This window comes from Eubacterium sp. An3, from assembly GCF_002159465.1.
In the GTDB taxonomy this organism is placed as follows: Bacteria; Bacillota; Clostridia; order Lachnospirales; family Lachnospiraceae; genus Anaerobutyricum; species Anaerobutyricum stercoris.
Window position 1 is genome coordinate 21,005 of sequence record NZ_NFIR01000005.1, and the last position, 24,827, is coordinate 45,831.

At 40.4% G+C, this 24,827-nt stretch carries 23 protein-coding genes; 16 read left to right on the plus strand and 7 right to left on the minus strand.

Going from position 1 to position 24,827, the window contains the following annotated elements:
* Nucleotides 1-7: 7 nt before the first annotated feature.
* The 5 genes from B5F87_RS06710 to B5F87_RS06730 all read left to right on the plus strand — a co-directional run bounded on the left by B5F87_RS06710 (nt 8) and on the right by B5F87_RS06730 (nt 4,313).
* A complete protein-coding gene (locus tag B5F87_RS06710) occupies nt 8-262 on the plus strand; it encodes a hypothetical protein (protein ID WP_087278690.1) in 255 nt (84 codons plus the stop codon).
* Nucleotides 263-326: 64 nt separating this feature from the next.
* On the plus strand, nt 327-944 hold the full coding sequence (locus B5F87_RS06715; RefSeq protein ID WP_087278693.1) for a hypothetical protein: 618 nt from the start codon (nt 327-329) through the stop codon (nt 942-944).
* A 221-nt stretch (nt 945-1,165) separates the two neighbouring features.
* Nucleotides 1,166-1,999, plus strand: a complete 834-nt coding sequence (locus B5F87_RS06720) for a single-stranded DNA-binding protein (RefSeq protein WP_087278696.1) — start codon at nt 1,166-1,168, stop codon at nt 1,997-1,999.
* An 82-nt stretch (nt 2,000-2,081) separates the two neighbouring features.
* Nucleotides 2,082-3,341 carry a hypothetical protein gene (locus B5F87_RS06725; protein ID WP_143405222.1) on the plus strand — a complete coding sequence of 420 codons (1,260 nt, stop codon included), beginning with the start codon at nt 2,082-2,084 and terminating at the stop codon, nt 3,339-3,341.
* 48 nt (nt 3,342-3,389) lie between these two features.
* The gene (locus B5F87_RS06730; protein ID WP_087278702.1) at nt 3,390-4,313 is read left to right on the plus strand and encodes a 3'-5' exonuclease; all 924 of its coding nucleotides are present in this window, start codon (nt 3,390-3,392) and stop codon (nt 4,311-4,313) included.
* A 35-nt stretch (nt 4,314-4,348) separates the two neighbouring features.
* Here B5F87_RS06730 and B5F87_RS06735 read toward each other — a convergent pair whose 3' ends face one another.
* Together B5F87_RS06735 and B5F87_RS06740 are read right to left on the minus strand one after the other, a co-directional pair.
* Nucleotides 4,349-5,542, minus strand: a complete 1,194-nt coding sequence (locus B5F87_RS06735) for a hypothetical protein (RefSeq protein WP_087278705.1) — start codon at nt 5,540-5,542, stop codon at nt 4,349-4,351.
* A gap of 79 nt (nt 5,543-5,621) precedes the next feature.
* Entirely contained in the window at nt 5,622-6,773 is a 1,152-nt protein-coding gene (locus tag B5F87_RS06740; protein ID WP_087278708.1) for a hypothetical protein, read from the minus strand.
* Nucleotides 6,774-6,913: 140 nt separating this feature from the next.
* Between B5F87_RS06740 and B5F87_RS06745 the strand changes: the two genes are divergently transcribed.
* The 3 genes from B5F87_RS06745 to B5F87_RS06755 all read left to right on the plus strand — a co-directional run bounded on the left by B5F87_RS06745 (nt 6,914) and on the right by B5F87_RS06755 (nt 8,583).
* Nucleotides 6,914-7,213, plus strand: coding sequence for a hypothetical protein (locus tag B5F87_RS06745; RefSeq protein WP_087278711.1), 300 nt, complete (start codon nt 6,914-6,916; stop codon nt 7,211-7,213).
* A gap of 76 nt (nt 7,214-7,289) precedes the next feature.
* Nucleotides 7,290-7,616, plus strand: coding sequence for a hypothetical protein (locus B5F87_RS06750; protein WP_087278714.1), 327 nt, complete (start codon nt 7,290-7,292; stop codon nt 7,614-7,616).
* A gap of 157 nt (nt 7,617-7,773) precedes the next feature.
* Nucleotides 7,774-8,583, plus strand: a complete 810-nt coding sequence (locus tag B5F87_RS06755) for a DNA modification methylase (RefSeq protein ID WP_143405224.1) — start codon at nt 7,774-7,776, stop codon at nt 8,581-8,583.
* Between the two features lie 14 nt (nt 8,584-8,597).
* Here B5F87_RS06755 and B5F87_RS06760 read toward each other — a convergent pair whose 3' ends face one another.
* Together B5F87_RS06760 and B5F87_RS06765 are read right to left on the minus strand one after the other, a co-directional pair.
* A complete protein-coding gene (locus B5F87_RS06760) occupies nt 8,598-9,146 on the minus strand; it encodes a metallophosphoesterase (RefSeq protein ID WP_087278719.1) in 549 nt (182 codons plus the stop codon).
* Nucleotides 9,136-10,077 (minus strand): HD domain-containing protein, encoded by a 942-nt coding sequence (locus tag B5F87_RS06765; protein WP_087278722.1) that lies wholly within the window; start codon nt 10,075-10,077, stop codon nt 9,136-9,138. Before B5F87_RS06765 ends, B5F87_RS06760 begins: the two co-directional genes overlap by 11 nt.
* Nucleotides 10,078-10,198: 121 nt before the next feature.
* Here B5F87_RS06765 and B5F87_RS06770 point away from each other — a divergent pair, with 121 nt between their 5' ends.
* The 4 genes from B5F87_RS06770 to B5F87_RS06785 all read left to right on the plus strand — a co-directional run bounded on the left by B5F87_RS06770 (nt 10,199) and on the right by B5F87_RS06785 (nt 16,442).
* Nucleotides 10,199-12,175 carry a hypothetical protein gene (locus B5F87_RS06770; RefSeq protein ID WP_087278725.1) on the plus strand — a complete coding sequence of 659 codons (1,977 nt, stop codon included), beginning with the start codon at nt 10,199-10,201 and terminating at the stop codon, nt 12,173-12,175.
* A gap of 391 nt (nt 12,176-12,566) precedes the next feature.
* Complete coding sequence (locus B5F87_RS06775; RefSeq protein ID WP_143405227.1) at nt 12,567-13,400, plus strand: hypothetical protein; 834 nt, start codon at nt 12,567-12,569, stop codon at nt 13,398-13,400.
* Nucleotides 13,401-13,554: 154 nt separating this feature from the next.
* Entirely contained in the window at nt 13,555-15,852 is a 2,298-nt protein-coding gene (locus B5F87_RS06780; RefSeq protein WP_087278731.1) for a DNA topoisomerase, read from the plus strand.
* A gap of 68 nt (nt 15,853-15,920) precedes the next feature.
* Nucleotides 15,921-16,442, plus strand: a complete 522-nt coding sequence (locus tag B5F87_RS06785; RefSeq protein ID WP_087278734.1) for a hypothetical protein — start codon at nt 15,921-15,923, stop codon at nt 16,440-16,442.
* A gap of 218 nt (nt 16,443-16,660) precedes the next feature.
* Here the strand turns inward: B5F87_RS06785 and mobV are convergent, their stop codons facing one another.
* Nucleotides 16,661-17,938, minus strand: a complete 1,278-nt coding sequence (gene mobV / locus B5F87_RS06790) for a MobV family relaxase (protein ID WP_087278737.1) — start codon at nt 17,936-17,938, stop codon at nt 16,661-16,663.
* Nucleotides 17,939-18,087: 149 nt separating this feature from the next.
* Here mobV and srtB point away from each other — a divergent pair, with 149 nt between their 5' ends.
* The 4 genes from srtB (at nt 18,088) to B5F87_RS06810 (ending at nt 22,738) form a co-directional block, all read left to right on the plus strand.
* The gene (srtB, locus tag B5F87_RS06795; protein WP_087278740.1) at nt 18,088-18,846 is read left to right on the plus strand and encodes a class B sortase; all 759 of its coding nucleotides are present in this window, start codon (nt 18,088-18,090) and stop codon (nt 18,844-18,846) included.
* A gap of 63 nt (nt 18,847-18,909) precedes the next feature.
* On the plus strand, nt 18,910-21,558 hold the full coding sequence (locus tag B5F87_RS06800) for a transglycosylase domain-containing protein (protein WP_158096982.1): 2,649 nt from the start codon (nt 18,910-18,912) through the stop codon (nt 21,556-21,558).
* Between the two features lie 157 nt (nt 21,559-21,715).
* A complete protein-coding gene (ssb, locus tag B5F87_RS06805) occupies nt 21,716-22,303 on the plus strand; it encodes a single-stranded DNA-binding protein (protein ID WP_087278746.1) in 588 nt (195 codons plus the stop codon).
* A 234-nt stretch (nt 22,304-22,537) separates the two neighbouring features.
* On the plus strand, nt 22,538-22,738 hold the full coding sequence (locus B5F87_RS06810) for a hypothetical protein (RefSeq protein WP_087278749.1): 201 nt from the start codon (nt 22,538-22,540) through the stop codon (nt 22,736-22,738).
* Between the two features lie 436 nt (nt 22,739-23,174).
* Here the strand turns inward: B5F87_RS06810 and B5F87_RS06815 are convergent, their stop codons facing one another.
* Both B5F87_RS06815 and B5F87_RS20945 read right to left on the minus strand, forming a co-directional pair.
* Nucleotides 23,175-24,059 (minus strand): IS200/IS605 family accessory protein TnpB-related protein, encoded by an 885-nt coding sequence (locus tag B5F87_RS06815; protein WP_158096983.1) that lies wholly within the window; start codon nt 24,057-24,059, stop codon nt 23,175-23,177.
* The gene (locus B5F87_RS20945) at nt 23,972-24,718 is read right to left on the minus strand and encodes a hypothetical protein (protein ID WP_158096984.1); all 747 of its coding nucleotides are present in this window, start codon (nt 24,716-24,718) and stop codon (nt 23,972-23,974) included. The genes B5F87_RS06815 and B5F87_RS20945 overlap by 88 nt, the downstream gene beginning before the upstream one ends.
* Nucleotides 24,719-24,827: the final 109 nt, after the last annotated feature.

Here is a 24,827-nt window from a genome sequence, read left to right on the forward strand (position 1 = left end):
TAACATCATGACAGTAGAAGTAAATGAAATTATCAACTGGTTTTACAGCGATTACAAAGACAAATTGGTTTATGTTCATGTATTACAGGGCAATACATTAGAAGATTGTTTTTATCAGATGTATGCGCTTCGTAGAAGTGGCAGATATGATAATGCCCGCAGGTATGACTTTCAGGATACTGAGCTGGAAGAAAAATATCAAAATTGGAAAGCTACCCACGAGACCATTGAGATGTATTATGGTGGCGGTGTGGTGGATTAAATTAAAAAAATAATGATTTAATCGTACATATTAAAAAAAAACAAATAACGGAGGTAAATGATTTATGAGTAATTTTACGAAACCTATGAAACGAAGCCTGGATATCCTCACCCGTCTTTTTGATAAAGATAAATGGATGGGAAAAGATGGTAAACCTCATTATCCAAAAGGACGAAAAGGTATCGACACTTTAAAAGAGAATATTTCTATCGTCTTCGCAGAAGGAGATGAGCTGGAATATATCGCAGAGTTTTCCTTTAAAGGACCGACAAACGACGCATCTGGCTCCAGCCTGCTTTGCCGTTTATCTGTGGAGGATATGGAAGAAACAGCACAGCCGATCTATATTGTATTTTCTCTTTCTGGAGAAATGTTCAATATTCTGGAGATTCCGGCAGAAGTGGCAACTTCCATCACGTTAACAGAAGTAGAACAGGAACCTGCCGAACATCAGACTGAAGAGATAACCAAAGAAGAGGTAAAAAAGAATTCCATATCAACAACAGAAGATGATCGTCAGGAAAATCTGGACTATCCAAAAACAAAAAGCGATACGTTTATGAATCCTCCATCTTCTTCACAAGAGGAAAAGGAAGAGGAAGTAGAGGAAGACGATTTTATCAGAAGTTTAGGGATGACTCCACCATTTGAGGAAGAGCTTCCTGACCTTCCGATCATCTAAAACAAAAGAAATCCCTGCGTACGACAAACAGTACACAGGGATTTCTTTTACAGATTAAACATATATAAAAAAAATTATGTCACAAATATTCTACAATAATTAGATTTTTTTTGCAAGAAAATAATGAAAAAATTTTTTTGTTGTCGAATAGCTCACAGTGTCTTTTTTTTCATATTAAGTTACGAAAAAGAAGTGCATACATAGGAAGGAGGCTGTATTTTATGGCAATGCACAATAAATCAAGGCTTTTGGGATACCTTCCTGAAGACCCTATCATTAAAAATCCAGATGATATAGATGAAGCAATGGCACATTTTACTGTGGCAGTCACACACCGTAACCCAACTGGTTATCGGGCAGAGGGAAGGCTGGCTGTAGACAAGATCCCTGTGTTATGTGATGGGAATCCTAAAATAATGAATATTGTGAAGACAATAAAGAAAGGGGATTTTGTCGATATCGAAGGTCTTTATAACGTCCTGTATACGGAGAAGGAGAGTATCTGCAGTGAATGTGGGCAACATAATATTAAACACGGTATTTCCTGTTATGTCTATCCGTTATTCATACAAAAAGTGGATCCTGGTTTCACGGAAGAAGATATTTCATTTCTGGATGATGGAAGCAAAACGATTGACGAATACTTAAAAAATATCTACGAAGAAGTGTCCAATCATACATTATTACTGGGATATGTGGCGCAGGTGCCGGAACTTATGGTGCAGAATTGTGCAAGATACTGTATCTCCGTGGACCGTAAAGTTTTCGTCCCTACGCAATCGACTATAGTAACTGATTATCCTTTCGTGTATTCCTATGGGGAGCAGGGGGCGAGAGATCTCAAATACCTGAAAGAGGGATCTCTGATCATGATCGATGGTTTTATAAGAAATAGAAAGGTAAAAAACAGGATGGAATGCCAATGGTGTGGGAATCGTTATGATTTCGATGATTTTTCCACTGAGATCATCCCTTATTCTGTTGAATATCTCAATAATATAAAAACAGACACAGAATTAAAATTAGAAGAGACGTTAAAAAAATTTGATATCTAGGGAGTATTTTTTTGATAAAAAAATATATTTTGTCCTCTTTATATTACTTTTGAAAAAAAACAAAAAGAAGGAGGATATAGATATGGATAATTTACTGATCCAACAAGGAGCAGGAAGAGACCAATTACTACAGAAGCTGTCTGAGATAGACAGCATTACGACAATCGATAATTTTATCCTGAATAACCAGACGGGGAATATTGAAGTTCTTCGTAAAAACGGACGGTTGTATTGGAAATTATCGGTAGATAATGCACCTTTACAAAAGATCAGACAAAGAGGGAAAACTATGAAATCTTTTCTTACTGCTTTAAATGCTGCAGAAGAAAAAACGTTTAGTTCTAATTTTTCCGTAATTTGTTATCAAAGCACTCTACCAAAACGGAGTGTAGAAGGACATGTGAAAACACGATGGTTCCTGATAGATCCTTTAGAACCATACGTTGTGAAAAATGGGGAGTATACTCTCCAAACAATCCTGCTATCATTTTCAGAAGAGGAATATGCTGCCATGTTAGAAACAAAATTGGCGTTTTACGATACGGTTTCTGGCATTTGCTATCCTATGAAATACGAGGCTCTTCCAACAGTTGCCCGTTTCATCGACTGTTCAACAGCATTCAAGAACATGGATGACTGTCTTCTCGGGCCTGCTTTCCTTATAGCCAGCAGGATCGTGAATAAGAAGGAAGTTAATTTCCTTGTACAGGAATTGCCGGGAGGCAAAAGCAAAAAAGTACGCCCGATACTAAGCATTGTTGGACGCAATTATCAATATTTTTCCCATGAAAAAGTGATGGGAAAGTTATTGGATGTTCTATCTGAACATTATATCTATTCTATTGAAAGATGGGAGATATCGAATACGGCTTCCACAGCATATGTAAAGCTGTATGCTTCTGGGTTCCATCATGTCGTAAAAATATCCATTGGTCGGGCAGCCGGGTATTCCATATCTGTCGTGGCGTTATCAAGGACTGAAGAAGGTGCAGAGATTTACATCAAAAAGAATACCGCTGCTCACAATAAGGACAGCAATTGGGAAAAATTAATGAATGGTATCCCAAGCTCTTTTCAGGAGTTTGAGCTGTTATGGATCTTATTAAAAGATGTTGTCGTTGATAAAAAAGACATCAAAAAGATCTTTTTACCATTAAAAAAGCCTTTAGGGAAGATCCGCTTTTTAGAATTCATAAAAGAAGCGGAAACCTGGTCCGGGCAGAGTGGACAATCTTGTATACGCGCTGCTTGCCACAAGACTGCGGGTGTCCGCTTACACAAAAAAGAAACTAATTTATTGAAGGAAGCATATTTTTCCTGCATGAAAAATATGGTATCCTAACTGCCATCCCTGCGATATCCGCAGGGATTTTGACTACGAGGTGATAAAATGTGGCGAAACAAATTAAAGACAGCAGGGTTTTTAATGCATACCCTTTCCAGTTATAAAAGTTTCATCATCTTTGATACAGAGACCATGGGTTTAAAAGACTTTGATAAGATCCTACAGTTTTCAGGTGTTTTGTATGAAATCGATAATGAAAAACTCACCTTTAGTGAGAAGGAAACGATCAATCTTTTTATAAATCCACGGGAAATAATTCCAAAGAAGATTACAAAGATCACTGGGATATCCAATGAGTTTATATGCACAGAACCTGACGAAGGAAAGGTGGCTCCTGCTATATTGGACTTTCTAGGAAAAGCAGATTTTTGGATGGCGTATAATGCGATGTTTGATTATAAAAAAATCATTGGAATGGCGTATCGTTGCCAACAGCAAGTAGAAAAGCGGCCAGTATTGGATCTGCTTCCTATGGCGCGGGACTGTTATATTGGGGAGGTTGATGATTTTAAATTATCTACTATCGCAGAGTATTGCCATCCAGAAGGAGACTGGACATACCATAGTGCAATTGACGATGTGAGGGCCTCAGAGACTGTATTTCGGTCTTGTATTAAAGTATATCAACAAGCAATCCTTGATTCTTATGATGCTCCCAAAAAGAGAACGGTACATCTGAACTGGGCATCTTTATCTATTAATCCGAAACAGCCTAGTATGCAGCGAATCAAGTTGAACCTCAATGATGATCGATACGGAAATATTTTCTGGGATCTTAGGAACAAATGCTGGGACTGCAAAAAAGATAAGTATTCAAGAGAATTATTTCATGAGATTGATCTGGATAACCTGGAAAGCCAATTTATTAAAAAATATGGACCAAGATACGGTACATCCAATATAGATCAATTGACAGCGTTTTGGTTAAAAGAATATAAGGAACAGCAGAAATCACAAAAAACTGCCTAAATATAAGACCCGAGGTATATCCCCGGGTCTTTGAATTATTTTCTAAATTCGATAACGTATTGAAGCGTTACCTGTTTTTCATCATATACAATGATCTCATCATTATACAGATCTACGCCACCGTGCGCGAATAATGCGTCACTCGGTTTGATGCTATTCTTATTTAAAGAGCTATAGCTTGACTTCCATTTGGATACATGCTTTGCGTTACGGTATAACACTTTGTATACGGCGATGTATCCTTTTTCCTCATGTTCTTTCGCCCATGTGGAATAGCCATCGAGAGAAGAGTATCCTGTGGATTTCCTAGCTTTGTTAGCAAAATATAGCCCATTTCCAAACATGGAACCGTTACGCACTGCATTAGGATGGAGAATAAGGCCCTGGGTCATAATACCGTACCAATTCGCATTTCGCGAACCATGATACAGATAATGGATATCTTTTTCTGTATAACCTTCTTTATGCATTTTTTTATAAAATGCGTCATCCAGTTGTTTATTCTTTATCCGAAAAGCACGGAAAAATTTATTTTCCATTTCCCCTAAGTGGGATTTGATCTGGGCAATCCGTTTTCCATCCTGAACCAGTTCGATCTCTAATCCGTATGCATCCAGGATTGTTTTTCCACCGCTTTTTTCTTTTTCGCAATAATCTACTCTTGCTGCCATCTGGTCCAACAGCTCATGTTCCCTGTACAGTACATCATTTTTTTGTGTCATATCAGTGAGAAGCTGATCTTTCACATTGCTCATACGGCGTGGGATCACTGTAAATAATTCCATCAAGTATTTATTAAGGGATACGACAGTATCTTCTTTGTCCATCAGGTCAAGTAATTTTTGCGCTTCATTGATCATTTTTTGTGATACTTCAGATGCTTTGACCCGGTAATTCCGAGTCAGGCTTTTATTGGACCACTGCAAGATATCGTCCATGAAATCCCGGACATTTGGATCTGAGATAGGGGAATACCCCATAATAGCTGCAGGGGACACAGTGGAACCTGTCATATCTGTCACGTTACGCAGATCAGACCGGTCCACATATCCTTTATCTAATTTTTCCTTATATTTACGGCTCCATGCAGAAATTGGGTAACTGCGTACCATAGGTTTGGCACCGACCCGGCCATATAAAACCTGGAAAAAATTTTTGTCGGTCTGTTTCATCTCATAGTATTTATTATGGTTCCCTTGTGTATTTATATTAATTAAATATGCGTACATAATTCCTCCAATCTAAAAAACAAAAAAGAGGTATTTATCCTATTAAAATGCTTGGAAATACCTCTTTTTTCATCATTTCTTATTTGTCAAACGCCTTATAATTGATCCAAAGTAATTTTGAAACCCGCTGCATCATTTCCAGATACAATCGTAAGTTGTCTTCCCCATTTTTCCGTGTCAGGTCTGCCATCTCAAAGAAGCTTAAGAAACAATCTGCGGCGGTTCCTACATTTCCTGTCCGGGCTGCTATGCTTTGTAACACAGTGTCTGCAGTTTTTGCAGGAAACAGCGGATACGCTTCCAGGATATTCTTTATACAACTTGAGATATCGGAGATAGGCGTATTACCCAGCTCTTCGATTTGGTCTTCGTTTTCATGGAACGCCGTTCCAATATTGACCATGCTGTTACTGAATGTCTCCACAGTGTTTCCAAAATCATGGATCACATCAGCAACATCACTCAACTGAATCCGGATCCCATCGTATTCTATGTAGAGATAGGCATATGCCCTGGACAATCCGATATCAGATGTCGCCATGCATACACCGCATGTCACCGTATTACAGTTGATATGGCAGTTTTGCAAAAAACCTTTCACAGAATCGATCATTTCTTCATCATCGATCCGGTAAGAGAAACAGGAATAATCATGGGATATGATGGCTTCATCAAATTCATATTTTCCCTGAAACTCTGTGTCCAGACGCCCAGTTAAGGCATCTAACAATTCCCATTGCGGCAAAATCGCATAGCGCCTTGTTACAACGGAACTGACCTTTTCATCCCTTAGAAGGATTTTGCAGGGAATATCCCGGAGCCGGCAGCCGGTAGTGATCCACTCCACCTTTGTCTGCAAAGGCAATACCCGATCTTTGGCTCGTGGTGTGTAATTGGTCACGGCCCGGCAGCTTGTCCCGGATACTTTGCACAAACCGGGAAACGCCGTATAACGAATAGGAATATATGCTTCTTTACCGTCATGTGGAAATTTCAAAAATATCCCGTAATTCTGGATCGTTTCCATTACAGAATCTGTCTCCGGCAGGTGGTATTCCTCCAGCATTTCTGAGATATTGAGAGGCATGTTCTCTATCCCTACCGCAGTGATCTCGCTGATGTTTGGTGCATACCAGTGATCGTCACTTTTCCGAAACGCGATGTATTCAGCGAGTTCCTTCTCGGTCCGTATCTTTCGGATATCTTCATCTGATTTCAAATATTTTGCCATTTTGTTTTCCTCCTTCATTTGATATTAATGTCAATAAAAATATGTGTGGTATCCGAACATTTCTTTTAAAAGCGTCTGGAAATTAGCAAAAAATTTTATTTTTTGGTATATTAGACAAAAACGGAAGGAGAAATGACAGGATGAAAGAAAGCAGGAATAAAAAAATCGTTGTGAGGACTTTTGAAGAATACGATAACTTGCTGGAACAGTTCCAGGGCATCAAGATCCGGGAATATTGGCCGGAGGAAGATGATGTCGCGTTGTTTGAGCAGGAACCCGAAAAATGGGTGACGTTCCTCATCTATATGTCAGAGGTAGCAAAACCAAATAACAGGAAAGCGGAGTATTCATTAAGCATGATCAACCGTTTTCTTAGGGAACATTTATGTCTTGTTGATTCAGAAAAAGAAAAGAAAAAGCTTATAAAAAACATGCAATGATCCTTCTTCAATATTTTTTCGTTCTCCTATCAATATTAGATTTGATTAAAAATCATAATTGAAGGAGGAATACAACATGAAGGTGAAAGGAAAGGAAGCCTTTATTAAGGCAAAAGTAACAAATATCATCGTAGATGAGGGTGAAAAGATCCTGCGGATGCAGCTGCCAAGTGGTGCTGTTGTATATGCAAAAGAGAAAGAGACGATCTCATGTCCGCCATTTTCTGCTGTTGGCATTGACAGCGGAAAGGTAACCGTAGGCGGGGAAACTGTTTCCGCAGCAGATATCCGTATCTTTATACAATTATATGAGGGTATGTTAAAACAAACAGAAGAGCTGCAGGATCTGTATAAGTTCTATAAAGCTGCATATGAGACGACGATCGCTGAGAAGGAGGTGTGATCAGATGGATAAAGCGCAAATTATCAATCGACTGCAACAGTCTGATAGCACCATTCTCTCTTTTCCGGACAGAGGTCCCTGGGGAGATTCCAGATACCGTGGGAACTGTTCCGGCTGGATTCAAGCATTTCTCATATGGAAGTACCATGTAAGGAAGATGGCAGAATTATTTTCTGGATCTGGCACAGGATACGATGTAGCACAGGATATGGAAGTACAATACATAGGCGCGGATTTGAACCCTTCGCCTGTCCGGCCAGGCATTTTATCTGTTGACGCAATGGAAGAAGAAGTCCCAGAAGGTTTTATGGATGCTGATTTTATATTCATGCATCCGCCTTATTCCAATGTCTGTAGGATACACTGGGCCGGGGAGCGTGCTGGATATCCAGATCCATCTGGCGACCTAAAAAGAAAAGATCTTGGCAATATGCCTTGGGATGAATTCATGGCTGCATTAAATAAGATCGTGATGAAATATTATTCCGCATTAATGAGCGGAGGGCGTATGGGTATCCTGATGGGAGATGTGCGGCGAGGTAAACTTCATTCCATGCTCATGGATATCGTCAAACCTGGGCAGCTTGAGCAAGTGATCATCAAAGCACAACATAATACAACGAGTACCGTGTCAAACTATTCTAATAAAAACTTCGTCCCGATATCACACGAGTACTTGCTTGTATTAAAAAAGATTTCCCCATATATCATAAACTTTTCCATAAAAAAGGATTATGCCATGGATATTAGGGATAGTAGACAGGCAACGTGGAAAGATGTGGTTGCCGCAGCGCTATCCAATCGTGGTGGTATAGCCACATTGGATGAACTGTATGCGGAAATAGAAGGGCATCAGAAATGCAAGAAAAACGCTCATTGGAAAGCAAAGATCAGGCAGACGCTGCAGATCAACCCTTCCATTTTTATCAGAAAAGACGTAGGATTGTGGCAGTTTTCTGCTGCATAAGAGAAGGAGGCGCATCAGCGCCTCCTGTTTTTATCTCTTTGAATAAATTCATCTAATGTACAGGGAGTGAACCCAATATGGTCTGCTGCTGCATTATACCTTTTTGGAAGGTACATAAGCTCTTCATCTTTCCCGTGCACATGTCCGTGGATATGATACGCATCTTGGTAGTTCATTCCATCCCATGCTTCCATAGGATAATGGAACAGCACAACGTGTCTACCAGCGTCAATAATCTTATCATATTTTTTTACTGTGCTGAAACAACGAAAGAAAGCTTTCTTATATCGGTACACAATGTCATGGTTTCCCAAGATCAAGTGCTTTTCTCCTGGTAATTCCTGGAATATTTGCTGGAGCCGACCATCAGGCAGATTGTACTTACAGACATCCCCGATAACATATACTTTGTCAGATGCGGATACGGTATCCCTCCAATTTTGTAAGATCGTTTCTGTCATGTCTACTGCATTAGGAAATGGACGCCCGGACTTTTGGTTCACCGCTTGTGAATACAGGTGAAGATCCGCAATATAATAAATCTTCTTTTTTTTATGCATCATCTTCACCGCCATTCTCCATTGGGCGGTAAACGGACGTCCCTAACCCAAATACTTTTTGTGTGAATTCGCCCGGTCTGATCGTCTGGATTGATTTTTCATACTGGTATGCCCGGCTGTCGATCATGTCCAGTTCATGTACTAAAAAAGCCTCCAGAGTCTGTGGTCGTGCGATAGCACCCCACTCTGGCTGTCCATGGTGGGAAGCGATGATATGCAGTACCTGTTGTTCTACACTTTTGTCAATTCCTAAGTGTTCCGACGCCCTTTCTACCATCCGCATTCCAAGATAGATATGACCGAATAAATGCCCGGATACCGAATATTCTGCCGTACCCATAGATGTACCGTCTAATTCTTCCAATTTACCAATGTCATGCAAGATGACACCGGCAAGGAGGATATCCTTATTCACGGTTTTATATAACGTGGTAAAATAAGATGCCGTACCAGCCATACGGAACATATGGTAAAGCAGTCCACCGTAACAATTGTGATGGATGGTCTGCGCTGCCGGGTAGCATAACAGTTTTTCCTTATACTCTGTCATGAGGAACTGCACCAATTTTTTTGCATCCTCGTTTTGAAAGCTGTCTGCTTTTTGCATGAGTGCGTCAAACATCCGGTCTGAGGGATAAGGTGCTCTTGGTACAAAATCAGCAACAGAAGCGTCTGGTTTCAGTGCGATCATATCCCCTTTATAACTCATTTTCCCATTATAAATTTCTGGAGTTACTGTCAGGTCGATCACTTTTCCGACGAATGTTTCCATATACCCTTTGTTTGTATTCCATACTTTCACTTTTATAGAATTTTCCCTATCACTGAGCAACAGATCAACGTAGGTATCCCCGTTTTTTGTCACTTTTTCTTCCACAGCCTGACATAATAAAGTTTCTCGCGTTGCCACATTTTCTTTTAAATCTTTAATCATTTCTGTAAATCCTCCTGTCTTTCTTTTTTTTACATAGCCAATATGCCGATAAAGTCAAACTTTCTTTTTCTTCATATTAATCGTACAGATGATAGCAAGAAATGTAGAAAGGAATTATGTCATGGCAGATGGGGCAAGGCACGTACTGCTTAAAAATGCAGATATAGAGAAAAGATTTCATTCAGGAATAACTTTCGTGAATGGCACACAATATAAAAAATATACAAAAGAAGAGATTGATTATTACAAAGGACTCTTGAAAGATATATTAGGCCCAGTACCTGAATCAGATAACGGAACGATGTTCAAAGAATCTTATGTATCTTGCCAGATGACGGAAGATGAGGGATTTTATTGGGCGGCAAACCCAAGTAAGAAACGAGTTCTTAGTAATCTTGAAAAAGTGTTACAAAGCGGTAATAGAGATCACCAATATATCGGGGCAAATTCCTATACCATGAAAGTGAAATGCCGGGATGAGGACCATATTTTTTCATTAAAAAATATCGTAATCGATATGGATTGCCATGACCCAAAGGAAGAAGATGCAGAATCTTTTTCCTATCTCAATATCTGTAAAGCGAATGAATTTCTTTCCTGGATAAAGAAACAGGATGCTATCCCGATTCCAAACATGGTAAATTTTACTGGACGTGGGATACAAATTTGGTATTTTTTAGAACCATGTTCTAAAAAATTAGATTTCATATATAAAGCTGTAGCAGAACGTCTTTGTGGACAAATGCAGGCATTCGCAAACGAACAGGGAATGACAATAGATAAAACAGCATCCACAGGAATCAATCGCATTTTTCGGATTCCAGGTACATATAACCCAAATGCTCATGTATTTTCCCAGTGTGTACGATTATCTGAGCACCGATATCCTTTACAGGAACTACAGGACTTTTTATCTATTGATCTAAAGAAGAAAGTGTCTTGTTCTCCAAACAGAAAAAATGTAGTGCCTTCCCACCATAAAAATGAACATAGTTCAACTCTCCAAACAAAGCGTTTTTTTTCGACAGAAGAATACAATTTATCTTCTGTTTGTCGGAGACGCTGCAAAGTGATCGAGTCAATCATAAAAAGTGGAAGAGAAGTGGAAAGCAGGGAGAATCTTTTATTTCTGTATCATAATTTTGCTCTTTCGCTCCCGGAAGTTGACGCTGTTTCGGCGGTTCATCAATTGAACCGTCTTTTTCCTGTACCATTAAAAGACAGAGAGGTCAAGGCATTGGTCAAATGCAATACAAAAAAAGAAGGATATCTTTATACAGATGCCAGTTTTTTTGAGAAAGCGGCGATGACAAATGATGAAATAAATTCTTATTATTCCTTTAAAGGCAGCGATAGTACATCCAAAAACCGCGCCAGAGATATGCGGCGCAAAGAAAAAAAGCAGCAACGGATACAGCTTATACAAAGACTTTACCGTTATGGGAGAACGAAAAAATATAAAGATATGGATGTGATCCCTATAAAAGAAATTGCAGAAAAAGCGCAATGTTCGATTAATACCGTTTACAAATATACAGCATCCATTCGGGAAGGGATAGAGAGGGAGACAAAGTATCAGGAAGCATGTGCATATTTTAAAAAGATCCGTAAAGCAAAACGGGAAGAAAAGAAAAAAATGTTAAAGGCGGGAGTATTAAATGACCGTTCTGCATTACAACAATATCTTTTGGTGCGTTTGCAATATGAAGTCGCATGCTATGGATGTAAGGTGTTAGGAGGACTTTATAATAGCAGCCGTCCATCTATAAGAAAAATGCAGGACTTTCTGGAAGCCGTCTTGTCTATTGCATCCGGGGAGAAAATAGATATCATAGCAGTCATTCGTGCAGGACTTTGTTTGGATAAATACAAAAAAGTGCCGTTTATCACAAGAGATCACCGTACCTATCGATTATTGATCGATGTTTTTCCAGAAGAGTTGAATAGGTATTTTATTTTGGAAGAAGGGTATAAGAAGAAACAAGAAAGACAGGAAAATGTTCAAAAACAATTAATGCAGCGACAAGAAAATATGGTAGAAGAATTTGATAAAAAGCTGGAAGTTCTCAGAAAAAATAGGCGTAAAACGGCAATGTAGTAAAGAAATCTTCAAAGGCGAGATTTCAATTTTGGAAGGCATTAGATATTATTAGGCAAGCGGAGCGCCGCCGTTATCGCCGCAGCGGGTACCGCTGCGTAACCCCCTTCCGGGGCTATGAACCTTCTGTCTTTTCCTTCAGTGAATCTTTTTCTCATATCCTTTGTAAACTTCCAACGCTTTTCTTTTCATATTATTTATGCCGGTACGGAAGCTATGTGTTTCTTATGGATACACTTTTTTTCAGTAGTTGGTTTCTCTATTACTTTTATTCCTGTTTTTTTTCTCCTGTTTTCATGGATTCCACTACTCGCTTCCTCGGCGATAATTACTACTTTATCCCTTATCTACGGATGGGGACGGAATTTTACTTAGAAAGGATTGGTATTTGATGATGAATGTGAATGAGGTTATGTTAACTGGTACCTTAACATCTGATTTAGTCAGTGACCATACTACTGGCGGGGATACTTTCTATCGGACGGCTATCCATGTTGACCGCCGTCGTGCTGTTGGTGATGAAGTGGTGCCTTTCGATGAGATCCCATTAATGGTCTCTTCTTATGCATTAGCACCATTTCGTGGGCGTATCCCATGTTCCGGAGATCTTGTACAGGCAGTTGGAGAACTCCGTCTTGCTGTTTATCTTACTGATGATGGTGATACCAGACGTCGGGAGATGTATATCCTTATCACTGAACTGTTACCTGTTGCTGAGGATACTCCTCACAGTAACAAGATCACTGTATCTGGCAAAGTGACAAGGGTTGCACGTTACCGTTCTGGTTATACCGAGGAGGGGCGTGTCTCTGAATCTTCCTCCTTATCTATTGCCGTACCTTTTGGTATCGGACCGCGTACTGTTTTCATCACCATTCTCAGTAATGGGCGGGTTGCCCGTGCTACGCGGTATTATGTGTTGGATGATACCCTTAAGATCGAGGGGCATATCCGACTGGCTGACCGTGTGATTACCTCTGCCGAAACCGGGGAATCCCACCCTCTTCGGGTTGGTTATATTGTTGCACAGGGGCTGGAGGTCCTGGAATATGCTCCCGATGACGCTGACACGCTCAGCAATGCCGAGGAATCTTCTGAGGATGCCTCCCTTGCGGTCGATCCGGATGATGGAGTGGAAGATATGGATATCCGTATGGCTACTGCTCCTGATGCTACTACTTTTGCAGCAGCTGAGGATATTTTGGAACCTGATGCTGATATCTAAGCTTTCCAAAATGTATTTTCCAGCGATTTATTCACTTCTCTATGTTGTTAGCCCTGCCTATCAGGCAGGGCTTTCCTTTTGATGATCCATTGTGTTTTTATTTTTTCATATTGATACTATACTGAACTATTATTGAAAGAAGGTATCATTTATCATGAGATATTTGTTTATTGCTGAAAAACCCTCCTTAATGCGGACGGTCCGGTCTTGCTACAATAATCATAAGACCGAGGTTATCTCCAGAGTTGGTGAAATTGACTTCGTTGCGATGGCTGGACATTTATGCACGAATTTTATGCCTGACGATTATGAAGATGCCCCTTGGTCTGGATTGCACTGGGATGAAGTAACTTACCCTATGGTACCGCAGCAGTGGGGTATCAAGCCTATTGATAATCCCCAATCTAAAAAATTACTGCATGAGATCTCACAGAAGGCTTCCTCTTACGAAGGATTTATTGTTGGTACTGATTCGGATATGGAAGGATATGGTATCTATTTTTTATTAGAAAATTTCCTACAGCTCACCGGAAAGAAAGCTCTGCGCTTTATGGAACGTTCCTTGACCGATAAGGAGATTCTGGAGTCTTTGTTATCTATGACAGATTTTCATTCGGATCCTGTCCATATCGCCTTTACACAGTCTTTTTTGCTCCGTTCCCGGGCAGACTGGCTCTTTGGGATGAATCTTAGTCGGATCATGTCTGTGCGTCTCGGTTCCCCTATGAATATTGGACGGGTTAAGGCTCCAACAATGAAACTGGTTTACGATAATTCCATGGCTATCGACCATTTCACACCAGAGTATTATTATATCGTAAATGCAGATTACGAGGAAGGTTTTGTCTCTACTATGCTGAATCCTGATGATGGCTCTGTGATGCGTTTCCCTTCTCCGGATGCTGTCCCAGATGTTCCTCGTGACGGTAAGGTCCAACAGGTAGAAGCAAAAACTACCTCGACACATGCCCCGCAGCTTTATGATCTTGGGGCGCTTCAGGCGGAGGCTGCTTCTCAACTTCATCTCTCCCCAACAGAAACATTAGATATTGTCCAGTCCTTGTATGAAAAGCATAAATGCTTATCTTATCCACGTACCCAATGCCGATATGTTTCTACAGAAAAGGCGAAAGAGTTCGCTCAGTTCATTGAACAGGCGAAAGTTTTTCCGGAATTATCCCAGGCGGCAGATTCTATTGGTGATATTTCTTTTATCTTTTCTGATAAGAAAGTCGTAAATGATGCTGAAGTAGCAAAAGAATCCCATGACGCTCTGCTCCCTACGACCATTGCGCCAAACTTAGATGCAATGACTGCGAACGAAAGAGCCGTCTGTTTAATGGTCTATACACGGATGCTGGCGCAGTTCCTTCCGAAGTTACAGGAGCGGGTGACGCAGGTGATGATCCACCATGGTCAATATCCGTTTCTGGCTAAAGGAAAATCTATCATAGAGCTTGGCTGGCGGATCCTCTATGGAGGAGAAAAAGAGAAGTATATTCCTGAACTGACTGAAGGGATGACTGTTTCAGCAAAGTCTATCTCCCCGGTCCGTAAAGTCACCACACCGCCAAAACGTTTGACTCAGGCTACCCTATTACGTGCGATGATCACCATTGCCAGTAAGATAAAGGATCCTGCGTTAAGGAAGTCTTTAGCTGAATCAAAGGGTATAGGTACTGCTGCTACACGGGCCGCTATCATTTCAGAGTTGATCTCCAAAGGATATGTAGAAGATAAGAAGAAGGGATTATTTATTACACAAAAAGGAAAAACATATGTGGAAAATTTAGAAGGCGTGGACATCCTTTCACCGGTTTTTGCAGCTACACTGGATCTTCAGATTAAAAAGATCCAGCGCCAAGAGATGGATTTTACTGCTGGATACCAAAATATGCTTTATGACTTACAAAGACTTTGTAAGCAAGTAGAAGAAAAGCCGTTAAAAAAAATCCTTTCTCAGTATGTATGCCCTTGCTGCGGGCAACCTTTAAGTAAGGAACGATATTCTTATGATTGTACTTGTGGTTTTTCTATTCCATCGTACTTATGTGGCATACGTTTTTCAGAAAAAGAGATCAAGGATATGCTTCAAGGTAAAACATCAGGAAAACATGATTTTACAAAGAAGGATGGTTCCTCTTTTCAAGCTGCGGTGCAAATAAATTTAAAAGAGAAGAAAGTCCGGTTTGTAAACCCAGATGAAAGATCCGTTGTTTGTCCTATTTGCCATGCTAATGCCCGTATGACAGAACATGGGATATTCTGCGATTCTTGTGGATTGAAATTATTTCGAAATATCGCAAAAAAAAGATTGTCTGACCGTGATCTTATGTCACTTGTGAAGAAAAAGAAGACGGGGGAAATAGAAGGGTTTACCAGTAAGAAAGGAACTCCCTTTTCCGCCTGTCTGATCTTAGGGGATGACAAACAGATTCATTTTTCTTTTTAATAATATTTTGGAGACTCTTAACTCATATTGGTCTTAATAAAAAAACACAACAAGGAGGATTTTTTATCATGATGTACAGACCATTAATGACGTTAAGTAACAGCGAAATTAAGGCAGCTCTAAACTTTATTTTTAAGCCTAAAATGATTGAGTTCATTAAGAAAGACAAAAAAGAGAATATCGTACTCGCTTATCTGATAGGAATATCATGTTATAGCGGAGTGAAAATCTCCAGTCTTATTACTTTACGGGAAGACGGGTTGAAACTGGATGGTGTGGATACCTACAACGAAGAATTGCGATGGCAGCAGTTCCTTTTGTCAAAGGGATGCCATTATCTCTTAAAGGATAATCCTTTTACGACGGAGCAGCAATCGCTCCTGCCCTATTCTGACGGAGGATCAATCTCTTATGAATTGTTCACAAGTAAGGATTTGTCTGTAAAAGCAATGAGAAATCAGTATGAAAAAAGCTGTCCATCAGAAGATGATTGGGATGACATCTTTAAAGACATGTCGTGCATTTGCGATGACAGTGCCGTATTATATACTGGGGAAGATGTTTATGTGTGGCAGATAGCCATGTTGTAAATATTCGGTTTGTCAATGACCCATGACTAAAGTAACGAGTGTTAGCCGTCACTTTAAAATAATAAAAGCATTTTGAGTCTTCTGGATAAGTCCGGAAGACTCTTTTTTTGCTGAATGCTATTGCATTTATCCTCAAATTGCGGTTTTCGTATTGGGAAGTAAGCCATTGTTCTGGATAACTACATCGGAAGATACTCCCTTTCCAGTGTAATACAGCTTCACTGCAAATCACGGGCAACGGCTTCTTTGTTATGTGTGCTCCATCCGAGTTCTTCTGCTGTTTTTTCAGCCGCTTTTTCATATTCCTTTGGGACAGAGTCCTGTAATTTTTCACATATCTTTTTATAGTATTCTTTATTCATCATATCTGAGTATTCCTCCTCTGTAATCGTTCCTAATGCCAGTAATTCCTGCCGGATACTATTGATGATCTCAGAGTTTTGCTCTTGCTCATAAGAAATAGACGAGTCTTGTTTTATTTCATTATTATTCCGTCTCCTATTATTTATACTTTGGTGAACGTCCTCCGTTAATTCGTATATTTTTATTATTTCGTTTTGAACAGTACGAAGTTCTTCTAATTTTTTATATATTTCGTCTTCTAATTGTTCTTTTTCTTTTTGTAGTTGTTCGTTTTGTTCTTTTGATTCACTGGTTTTTGAAGATAGCTGATTAAGTAATTCCACATTTTCTCTTATCTGTTCCTCTGTTCGTTGATACTCACTGTAGTGTTCTCTATAATATGCGGTGATATATTCAATCTGTCTCCGTTTTTCTTTTTCTATATTTCTTAATGCTGCCGCATAAGTTGTTTCCAGGTTTTCTAAGACGCGCATTTTATATTCGTAAGCGCTTTCCCCTCGTTTTGGCTCTGGGACACTTTTAATACTCCGGTTTAGCTCCGCATAAAATTTACGGATATCTTTGTGTTTTGCTTTACTTCCTCGCAGACCACGTTCCAGCCCAAATTCTTCCATGTCCCTGGCATAACTGGACTGCATTTCGCTCATTACTCTCGATCCATTGGTAAACCGGGAAGCGTTTAAATGCCCATTTTCATCGATTGGTATGACGATCGCATGAAGATGTACGTTACCTGGTTCGTCAGCGTGATAGGTTACGTCCATAATATTGCTGCGTCCATCTCCAGCTACATTAAATGTCTTTTCCAGCCATGAGATGTTTTTTTTCTGCCAAGCGTCAATATCAATGCTGTCCTCTCTGGAAAATGTCATAACTATTTCCATCGCCTTTACAGCATTCGCATATACTTTGTGGTTTTTATAGTAATCCAGATTATCAATCCGCTCATTCCATGCTGTAGCATAATCCGTCTTTGTTCCATCCATCAATTGGCATTGGATAAGATTCTTATTCAAATGTTTTAACATAGGGTCGGCGTTCTCAACGTCGGCAATTCGGTGGTTATGATAAAATTTTGATTTCAACTGCCCCAAAGTCTTAACTTTTTGGAGCGATAAAAAACAATATCCCATTGATATACCTGCCTTTTTTATTATGTTGATTACATCTGTTTTGTGAATGCATCATAATCAAATTGAAAAGCAGTGACGTATTTCTTTTAAAATCCATATGGGTTTTCACTCGGTATGATTTTTCATATTAATAGCGGAGGTGATAGACGTTGGACAATTATAGGAATTTTGGTGTACCTGTAAAAAGAAAAAAAGGAAATGTGTTCTTAAAAGTTATTATGCTTTTGTGTGTTATCGTGATTGCATCTATCGCAGCTTTGTATGTAAGAGATGGAACAGCATTTGATCAGTTGCGGAAGGACGTGATCACGCAGAATGAGGATGATGAGGAAGGGGATGGTTTTAAGGTAAATTGGAATAAGATCAAAAATAAGGATGCTGTCGCATGGATCCGGTTTAAATCCATTGAGGAAATTTCTTATCCGATCATGCAAGCTGATGACAATTCTTATTACCTGCACCGTAATACGAAGGAACAATATTCTTTCGCTGGTTCCATTTTTATGGACTATCACAATGATCCTGATTTCTCAGACCAGAACACGATCATCTATGGACACAATATGGCAGATGGCACTATGTTCGGCTCCTTAAAAAAATTGATGGATGAGGAATTCTATTCGAAACATCCTTATTTTTATATCTATACCAGGGATGGGCGGATGTTAAAATATCAGATCTTTTCCGCCAGTGTGATACAGCCATCGTCATCTATTTATACGTATGCTTTTGGTGACCTTGAAAAGTATCAAGAGTATATTGATACGTGGGTGAATAACAGTATGTATGATGCCGGAACAAAGCCTTCTGTCAGTGACCGCATCGTTACTTTATCGACTTGTACACAGCATGGCTCCAAGCGTTTTGCTGTCCAGGGATATTTAGTGAAAGAAAAAATACAGGAATAGGAAGGGGGACGCGGGGTTTTATATAAGCCCCGCCTTATTTTTATGAAACATAGTAAGGGAGTAGTGCGAAAGAAAAAAGGAACAGGACTTAAAATTTTTTTATTATTGTTTTTCATCATCGGTATTTCTGCGTTGGTCGTTGCTTATAAGTTTATCCATCCGATTTACGTAGATACGAAAGAGAAAGTTTTTCAAATTACATCGGAGATGGACGAAGGTACTTTTCGCAGGGATGGAAACACATATGTTTACGATAAAGATGGTGCAAAAATTGGAAAGATTGGAAATGAAAATTATTCTTATGTAAAGAGTTCTGACATATCTACTTACATTAAGAATGGATATATTGCCCAGGAGGACAAGAACTTTGCTGTGCATCATGGCGTTGATTATAAAGCTCTAGTCCGTGCAGGCGTGTCGTATATCAAAAACAGGGGAGTGATCACACAAGGTGGCTCGACGATAACGCAACAGGTGATAAAAAATAACCTTTTATCAAGCGAAAGGACGTTTACCCGTAAATTTACAGAAGCTTTGGCGGCTTTCGAGTTGGAAAAAATTTACACAAAATCACAGATCATGGAGTTTTATTGCAACTCCAATTATTATGGTAACGGGTGTTATGGCGTAGAGGGCGCCGCCCGGTATTATTTTGGGAAATCCGCAAAGGAAGTGACTTTAGCTGAAGCGGCGATGATCGTTGGAACTTCAAACCGTCCAAATGATTATAATCCTGCTGATTCTTATAAAAACGCAACCAGGAAAAAAGAAGAAGTGCTTAAAAATATGCTTTCCGAAGGTTATATCACGCAGGAAGAATATAACCTTGCAATAAAAGAAAATCCAGAAGTCGTGGCGCAGCCTGATGATACAGATAACGATAATTACATGGTGAGTTATGCAGTACACTGTGCGACTTTACGATTGATGGAAAGGCAAGGTTTCCAGTTCAAATATGGATTTTCGTCAGGAAAGGAATACAAGAAATACAATAAAAAGTATTCTTCACTTTATGCAGAGTGTGCAAAAGAAATCCGTTCTGGCGGATATAAAATTTATACATCCTTCGATCAATCTATCCAGGAAAAACTACAGAAATCTGTTACAGAAGGTCTCAGCAAAGAACTGGAAGGCGCAGCGGTGTGTGTCGATAACTCCAGCCAAATGATCGTAGCAATCGTAGGCGGAAAATCAGAAAAGGATGAGTTTAACAGAGCATTCCTTTCTGAGCGGAATCCGGGTTCATCTATTAAGCCGCTCTTGGACTACGGACCGGCTCTTAACGAAGGTGTGGCAACCCCCGCTACTGTCTTAAATGATGAGCCAATCGATTATAATGGGTATAGCCCGAAAAACGCATATAGCGGTCATCTTGGTCCGATTACAGTTAGGGAGGCATTGGCCCGGTCTGTCAATACAGTGGCTGTTAAACTGTTCCAGCAAACAGGAAACGACGTATGCTTATCATACCTCGAAAAGATGAAGTTTTCTTCGCTATGCTATGCCGATTCAACGATTGCATCCATATCCCTTGGTGGGATGACATATGGAGTAAAACCTGTTGATATGGCAAAAGGATACAGTACCTTAGCAAATGGCGGAAAATATGTAGATAATGATTGTATCACTAAATTGGAAAGAGAAGATGGCTCCATTGTTTATCAGCCGCACGGAAATACAAAAGAAATATATTCAGTAGATACTGCCTATATGCTTACAGATATGCTGCAGGGTGTTTTCAGGGAAGAGTATGGTACTGCCAACCAGTTATACAAGAAAGGAAAAATATTAGCAGGAAAAACAGGTACTACAGATGATAACAAAGATGCGTGGTTTTGTGGATACTCTGTTGATTATACAACTGTTGTATGGACAGGGTGTGATACCCCGAAAACAATAGAAGGGCTTACTGGATCTTCTTATCCAGCAGAGATCTTCTGCTCATTTATGGATAAAATTACGGATGCATCGCAGGATTTTTCTATTCCGGATACCGTGTATTTAGCGCAATATGATAAAGGAGATACCACATCCATTCTTAATGGGAATGATTTATACACTCTGCGCCCCAAAGAATACGATTACTATTCCAGGTTGAATGATGAAAAACGGGAAGCATATTTGTTACAACAACGGATTGAGAAGGAAAAGCAGGAAGCGGAAAAAGCAGTATCTGATTTCGAGGATTTCACTATCAAGAATACAGCGCAGGCAAAAAACTTAGAGAATCAATACGCCGGTGTACTGGATGTGATCGATAAGATTGAAAATGATACAGAGCAAGCACCTTACTTGGAACGGGCCGCGTATAAATATGGGCTTTTAAAAGAGTCTGTGGAAAATAAATGGGATGACGTGATTGCTGCAGAAGAAGAAGCTGCTAAAGAGAAAGAACAGTTATCTATGGCTGAAGACACAGCTGAATCAGAGGATGAAGCAGCAGAAGCTTTACAAACGCAAAAGCGAAATATCGTGGAATGGTATATTGACGCTATGTATGACCGGGAGGTCTATGGAACAGGTGCCCAAAAGCTTGTGGCAGATGCCGAAAACGCTTTGTCACAATATGAAGGATATGATGACTATGATGATTTGAAAAAGGATGTGGATAATGCGGTTGCTTATGTAACGGCTCTTCCTACACCAGAAGATATTCAATCCCAAGAGAATAACTTACAGTATCCTAACGCCGCAGATTATCCAATCCCATAATTTTTTCCAGCTAACTGATATGGAATAAGACATTTCTTTGCGCCGTGAATGCTTTTTTTGGCAAACGCGGCGTTTTTTTAATCGAAAAAAATTTTTCTTTGTTTCTTTCATAATAAAAATGTAAATGATAAATTTCAAAAACAAGGAGGTACTAATTATGTCATTAAACAAAGTTATCTTAATGGGACGGTTAACACGAAATCCAGATATTCGTTATTCACAGGGAGAAAAACCAGTGTGCATAGCGAGATACACCTTAGCGGTTGATAGAAGATTCCGGAGAGAAGGTGAACAGGAAGCAGATTTTATAGGATGTGTTGCCTTTGGTCGCCAGGGAGAATTTGCAGAAAAATATCTGCAAAAAGGAACGAAGATTGTTATCTGCGGTAGAATCCAGACGGGTTCTTACACAGACAAGGAAGGTAAAACGCGCTACACGACGGATATCGTTGTGGAAGAGCAGAACTTTGCGGAAAGTAAGGCTGCGTCACAGCAGCATACGGGACAGCAGCCAGCACAGCCGCAGGCTGGCGCTCCTAACACGGCTAGTGCCGCAATGCCACCACAGCAGAATGGGTATGCACAGCAGCCAACACAGGCGCCGACTGGATACCCGAACCCGGCTAATGCGGCAATGCCGCCACAGCAGAATGGGTATACACAGCAGCCTTATGGGCAGCCGCCGGTTTCAGACGGTTTCATGACGATTCCGGAAGGAATAGAGGATGAGCTGCCATTTATCTAAAAGAAAAGGTCCTGTCATAAGACAGGATCTTTTTTAATGAACACCCATTGGTGCAGCAGGCAATCAAGGAAAATGATAGACAAGTACCCAGCGGCGGATGTCGATCGTGGATAATTCTTTCAAGGCAGGTTTTTCCTGCCTTTTTCCAGTTCTGTCTTTTATCTGGATGAAACATATGTTTGTATCGTTGTACTTTATATGTTAGAATAAAGCTATGATTACAGGAGGTGTCCTATGGAAAATAAAAGATGCATTCTATGCAAAAATAAAAATTCACTCAAAAAGATCAGAATTAGAGGCAAAAAAGGTGAAAAGAATGTGCAGGGTTATGTTTTTCTCTGCCCGGAATGTTTAAAAAAGCAGTGGCAAAAAGAAGTGGAATCTCACTTTGGATGGGAAGAAGGCAACCTTAAACGTATTTCTTCTAAATTATAAACTGAATTCTCTTAAATTATAGAAGGAACTGTATGAGAAATACATTGAACTACCGCGACTCAATCAGGCTTGAGTCGCGGATTCCGTACCTAGCCTCACCTTTACCGAAGCAAAAGCGGGGGAGATACCGCTCCGACAGTCCATAGTAGGAGCAGAGGGACTCCACTGCAGCATGCTAAACCTGATAGCGGTAACACACGGCTCATTCAGTCTAAAGCCTGAACGGTGATATGTTCTCAGCTGTAGTTTGCGAGTACCTCTATTTGTAGAGTGGAGCATTCCATCCGGCCACGACACCCAAACACAACTTACCTTGTCATGCATCGATGTGCCGGTACAGCCACTCTGGTTTACGGGTTGCATCTATGAAAAGCCTTACGGCTGATCAACGGGTTACGTCTATATAAGATCTTATGTTACCTGTCATATATAATGTCTATTTTGAAAAGGCTGGGATCATTATGTTAAAGTTCCGGATCTCCCTGACCATTTTGTTTTTAAAAAGAGCCGCGAAGTGTGCCCAGTGATGTCTGCGCAGCGTCTTTTCCTCCAGGAGCTGTTTCAGATATGAAGGGACTTTTTCAGAAAACCTCATGGCGCGCCGGCCGATCACATAAGCAGCGGCAACATGTATCGCGCATCGGTTACGGCGCATATACTTTACTTTCCCAATGAAACTGGTATACGCCGGGTTGATACGGATCACACCAATTCCGGCACGAAATGCCTGCCCCTCCAAAAAGGATATCATTTTACTATAAGCAAACATGGAAGAGCCACGGTTTGCCTTCGGGTTCCCATACGCCATCTGGCTCTTCTTCTTTGTGAGATCCAGGTCTTCCATCACCAATGGCTTCCCCGTAGGGATGCAGAGCTTCATGATCTCCCGGCAGGCTTTCCCGATGGTATCCTTATTCTGCCCAGAAGTCCCGTCCAAGGAAAAACGTACCATTCCACCACGGAGACGATTCCCCTTCCCGTCCAGTTCCGCCCAGGAGATATTATCAAGGTTCAGGTCAACGGAGAATACCCCTCCCCGAGTGTCCTGGAACACGCTTTTTCTAAGGGGGAAAGTCGCTTTGATCAGGATATAATCCCTGCCAGCCTTGTCTTTGTGCAGTTCCAGCCAGTAGGCAATGGTGTATCCTTTTTCTTTTTTATGGTCCAAAATGGAACGCAGGTCATCTTCCCGGTATGGAAAATGTACAGGGAAACACAGGGTCGTCCTGTCCATCATGCCGATAGACATGATCTTAGTGTGGATATCATACTTACAGAGCCAGTTTTTCCTCTTCGCATCATAACGCCCGACAAACAGCATGCTATGGTTCCTTGCAAGGTTCCTCTTTTTATGCCATTCTTCCATAGAGATGTCTGTTGTCGGTCGGTTTCCGCACACACACGGTCTTTTTCCTTGATGTTAGCCATACGTGCCTGTATCCGTTTTATCTCACGGTCAAGCCATACCTCATACAGATAGAGGCATTCTGGTGAGGATATGTCCCCGCAGTGCTTTAAAAAGTCGTCCGGGATATATAAGTTGGCCTTCGGTCTCTTGGAGTGCTTCACCAGGGATCTTTTGGACCTCTGGCAGATCTTGAGTTTTTTCTCTAACTCCCGCAGTTTCTTTTTCCGTCGGTTTGAAGCGGCTTTATCCTGATCCTCATATATCTTCATCAGTTCCTTCTGGGAAGAGACCATGCCGCGAGCCAGATCGAGCAGGGAAGTGATGTAATAGTCTTTTGGCTCAATATGAAGTTCCTTTCGGATCCACTCTTTGATTGCGGACGTTTCTTTGATCCGGTCTTTTTTCTCCAGAAGGAATGTATTATCATAATGGAGGTTATAAAGATATTCTTTTGCACGGTTAAACCAGGACAAGTTCTGATAGACTGCCATACGATCCTTCTCTTCCCATGTATCAATATAGATTCTTTCTGATGGGATAGTGATCGTGGTCGTAGCTTCTTTTTCGATCATACAACACACCTCTTTTTCATTAACAATGCTGTCGGTATATATTACAATCATAACATAGATACCTGAGTATTTAAAGTTTTGTAATGGCTGACTATGAGATTTTTTGGAG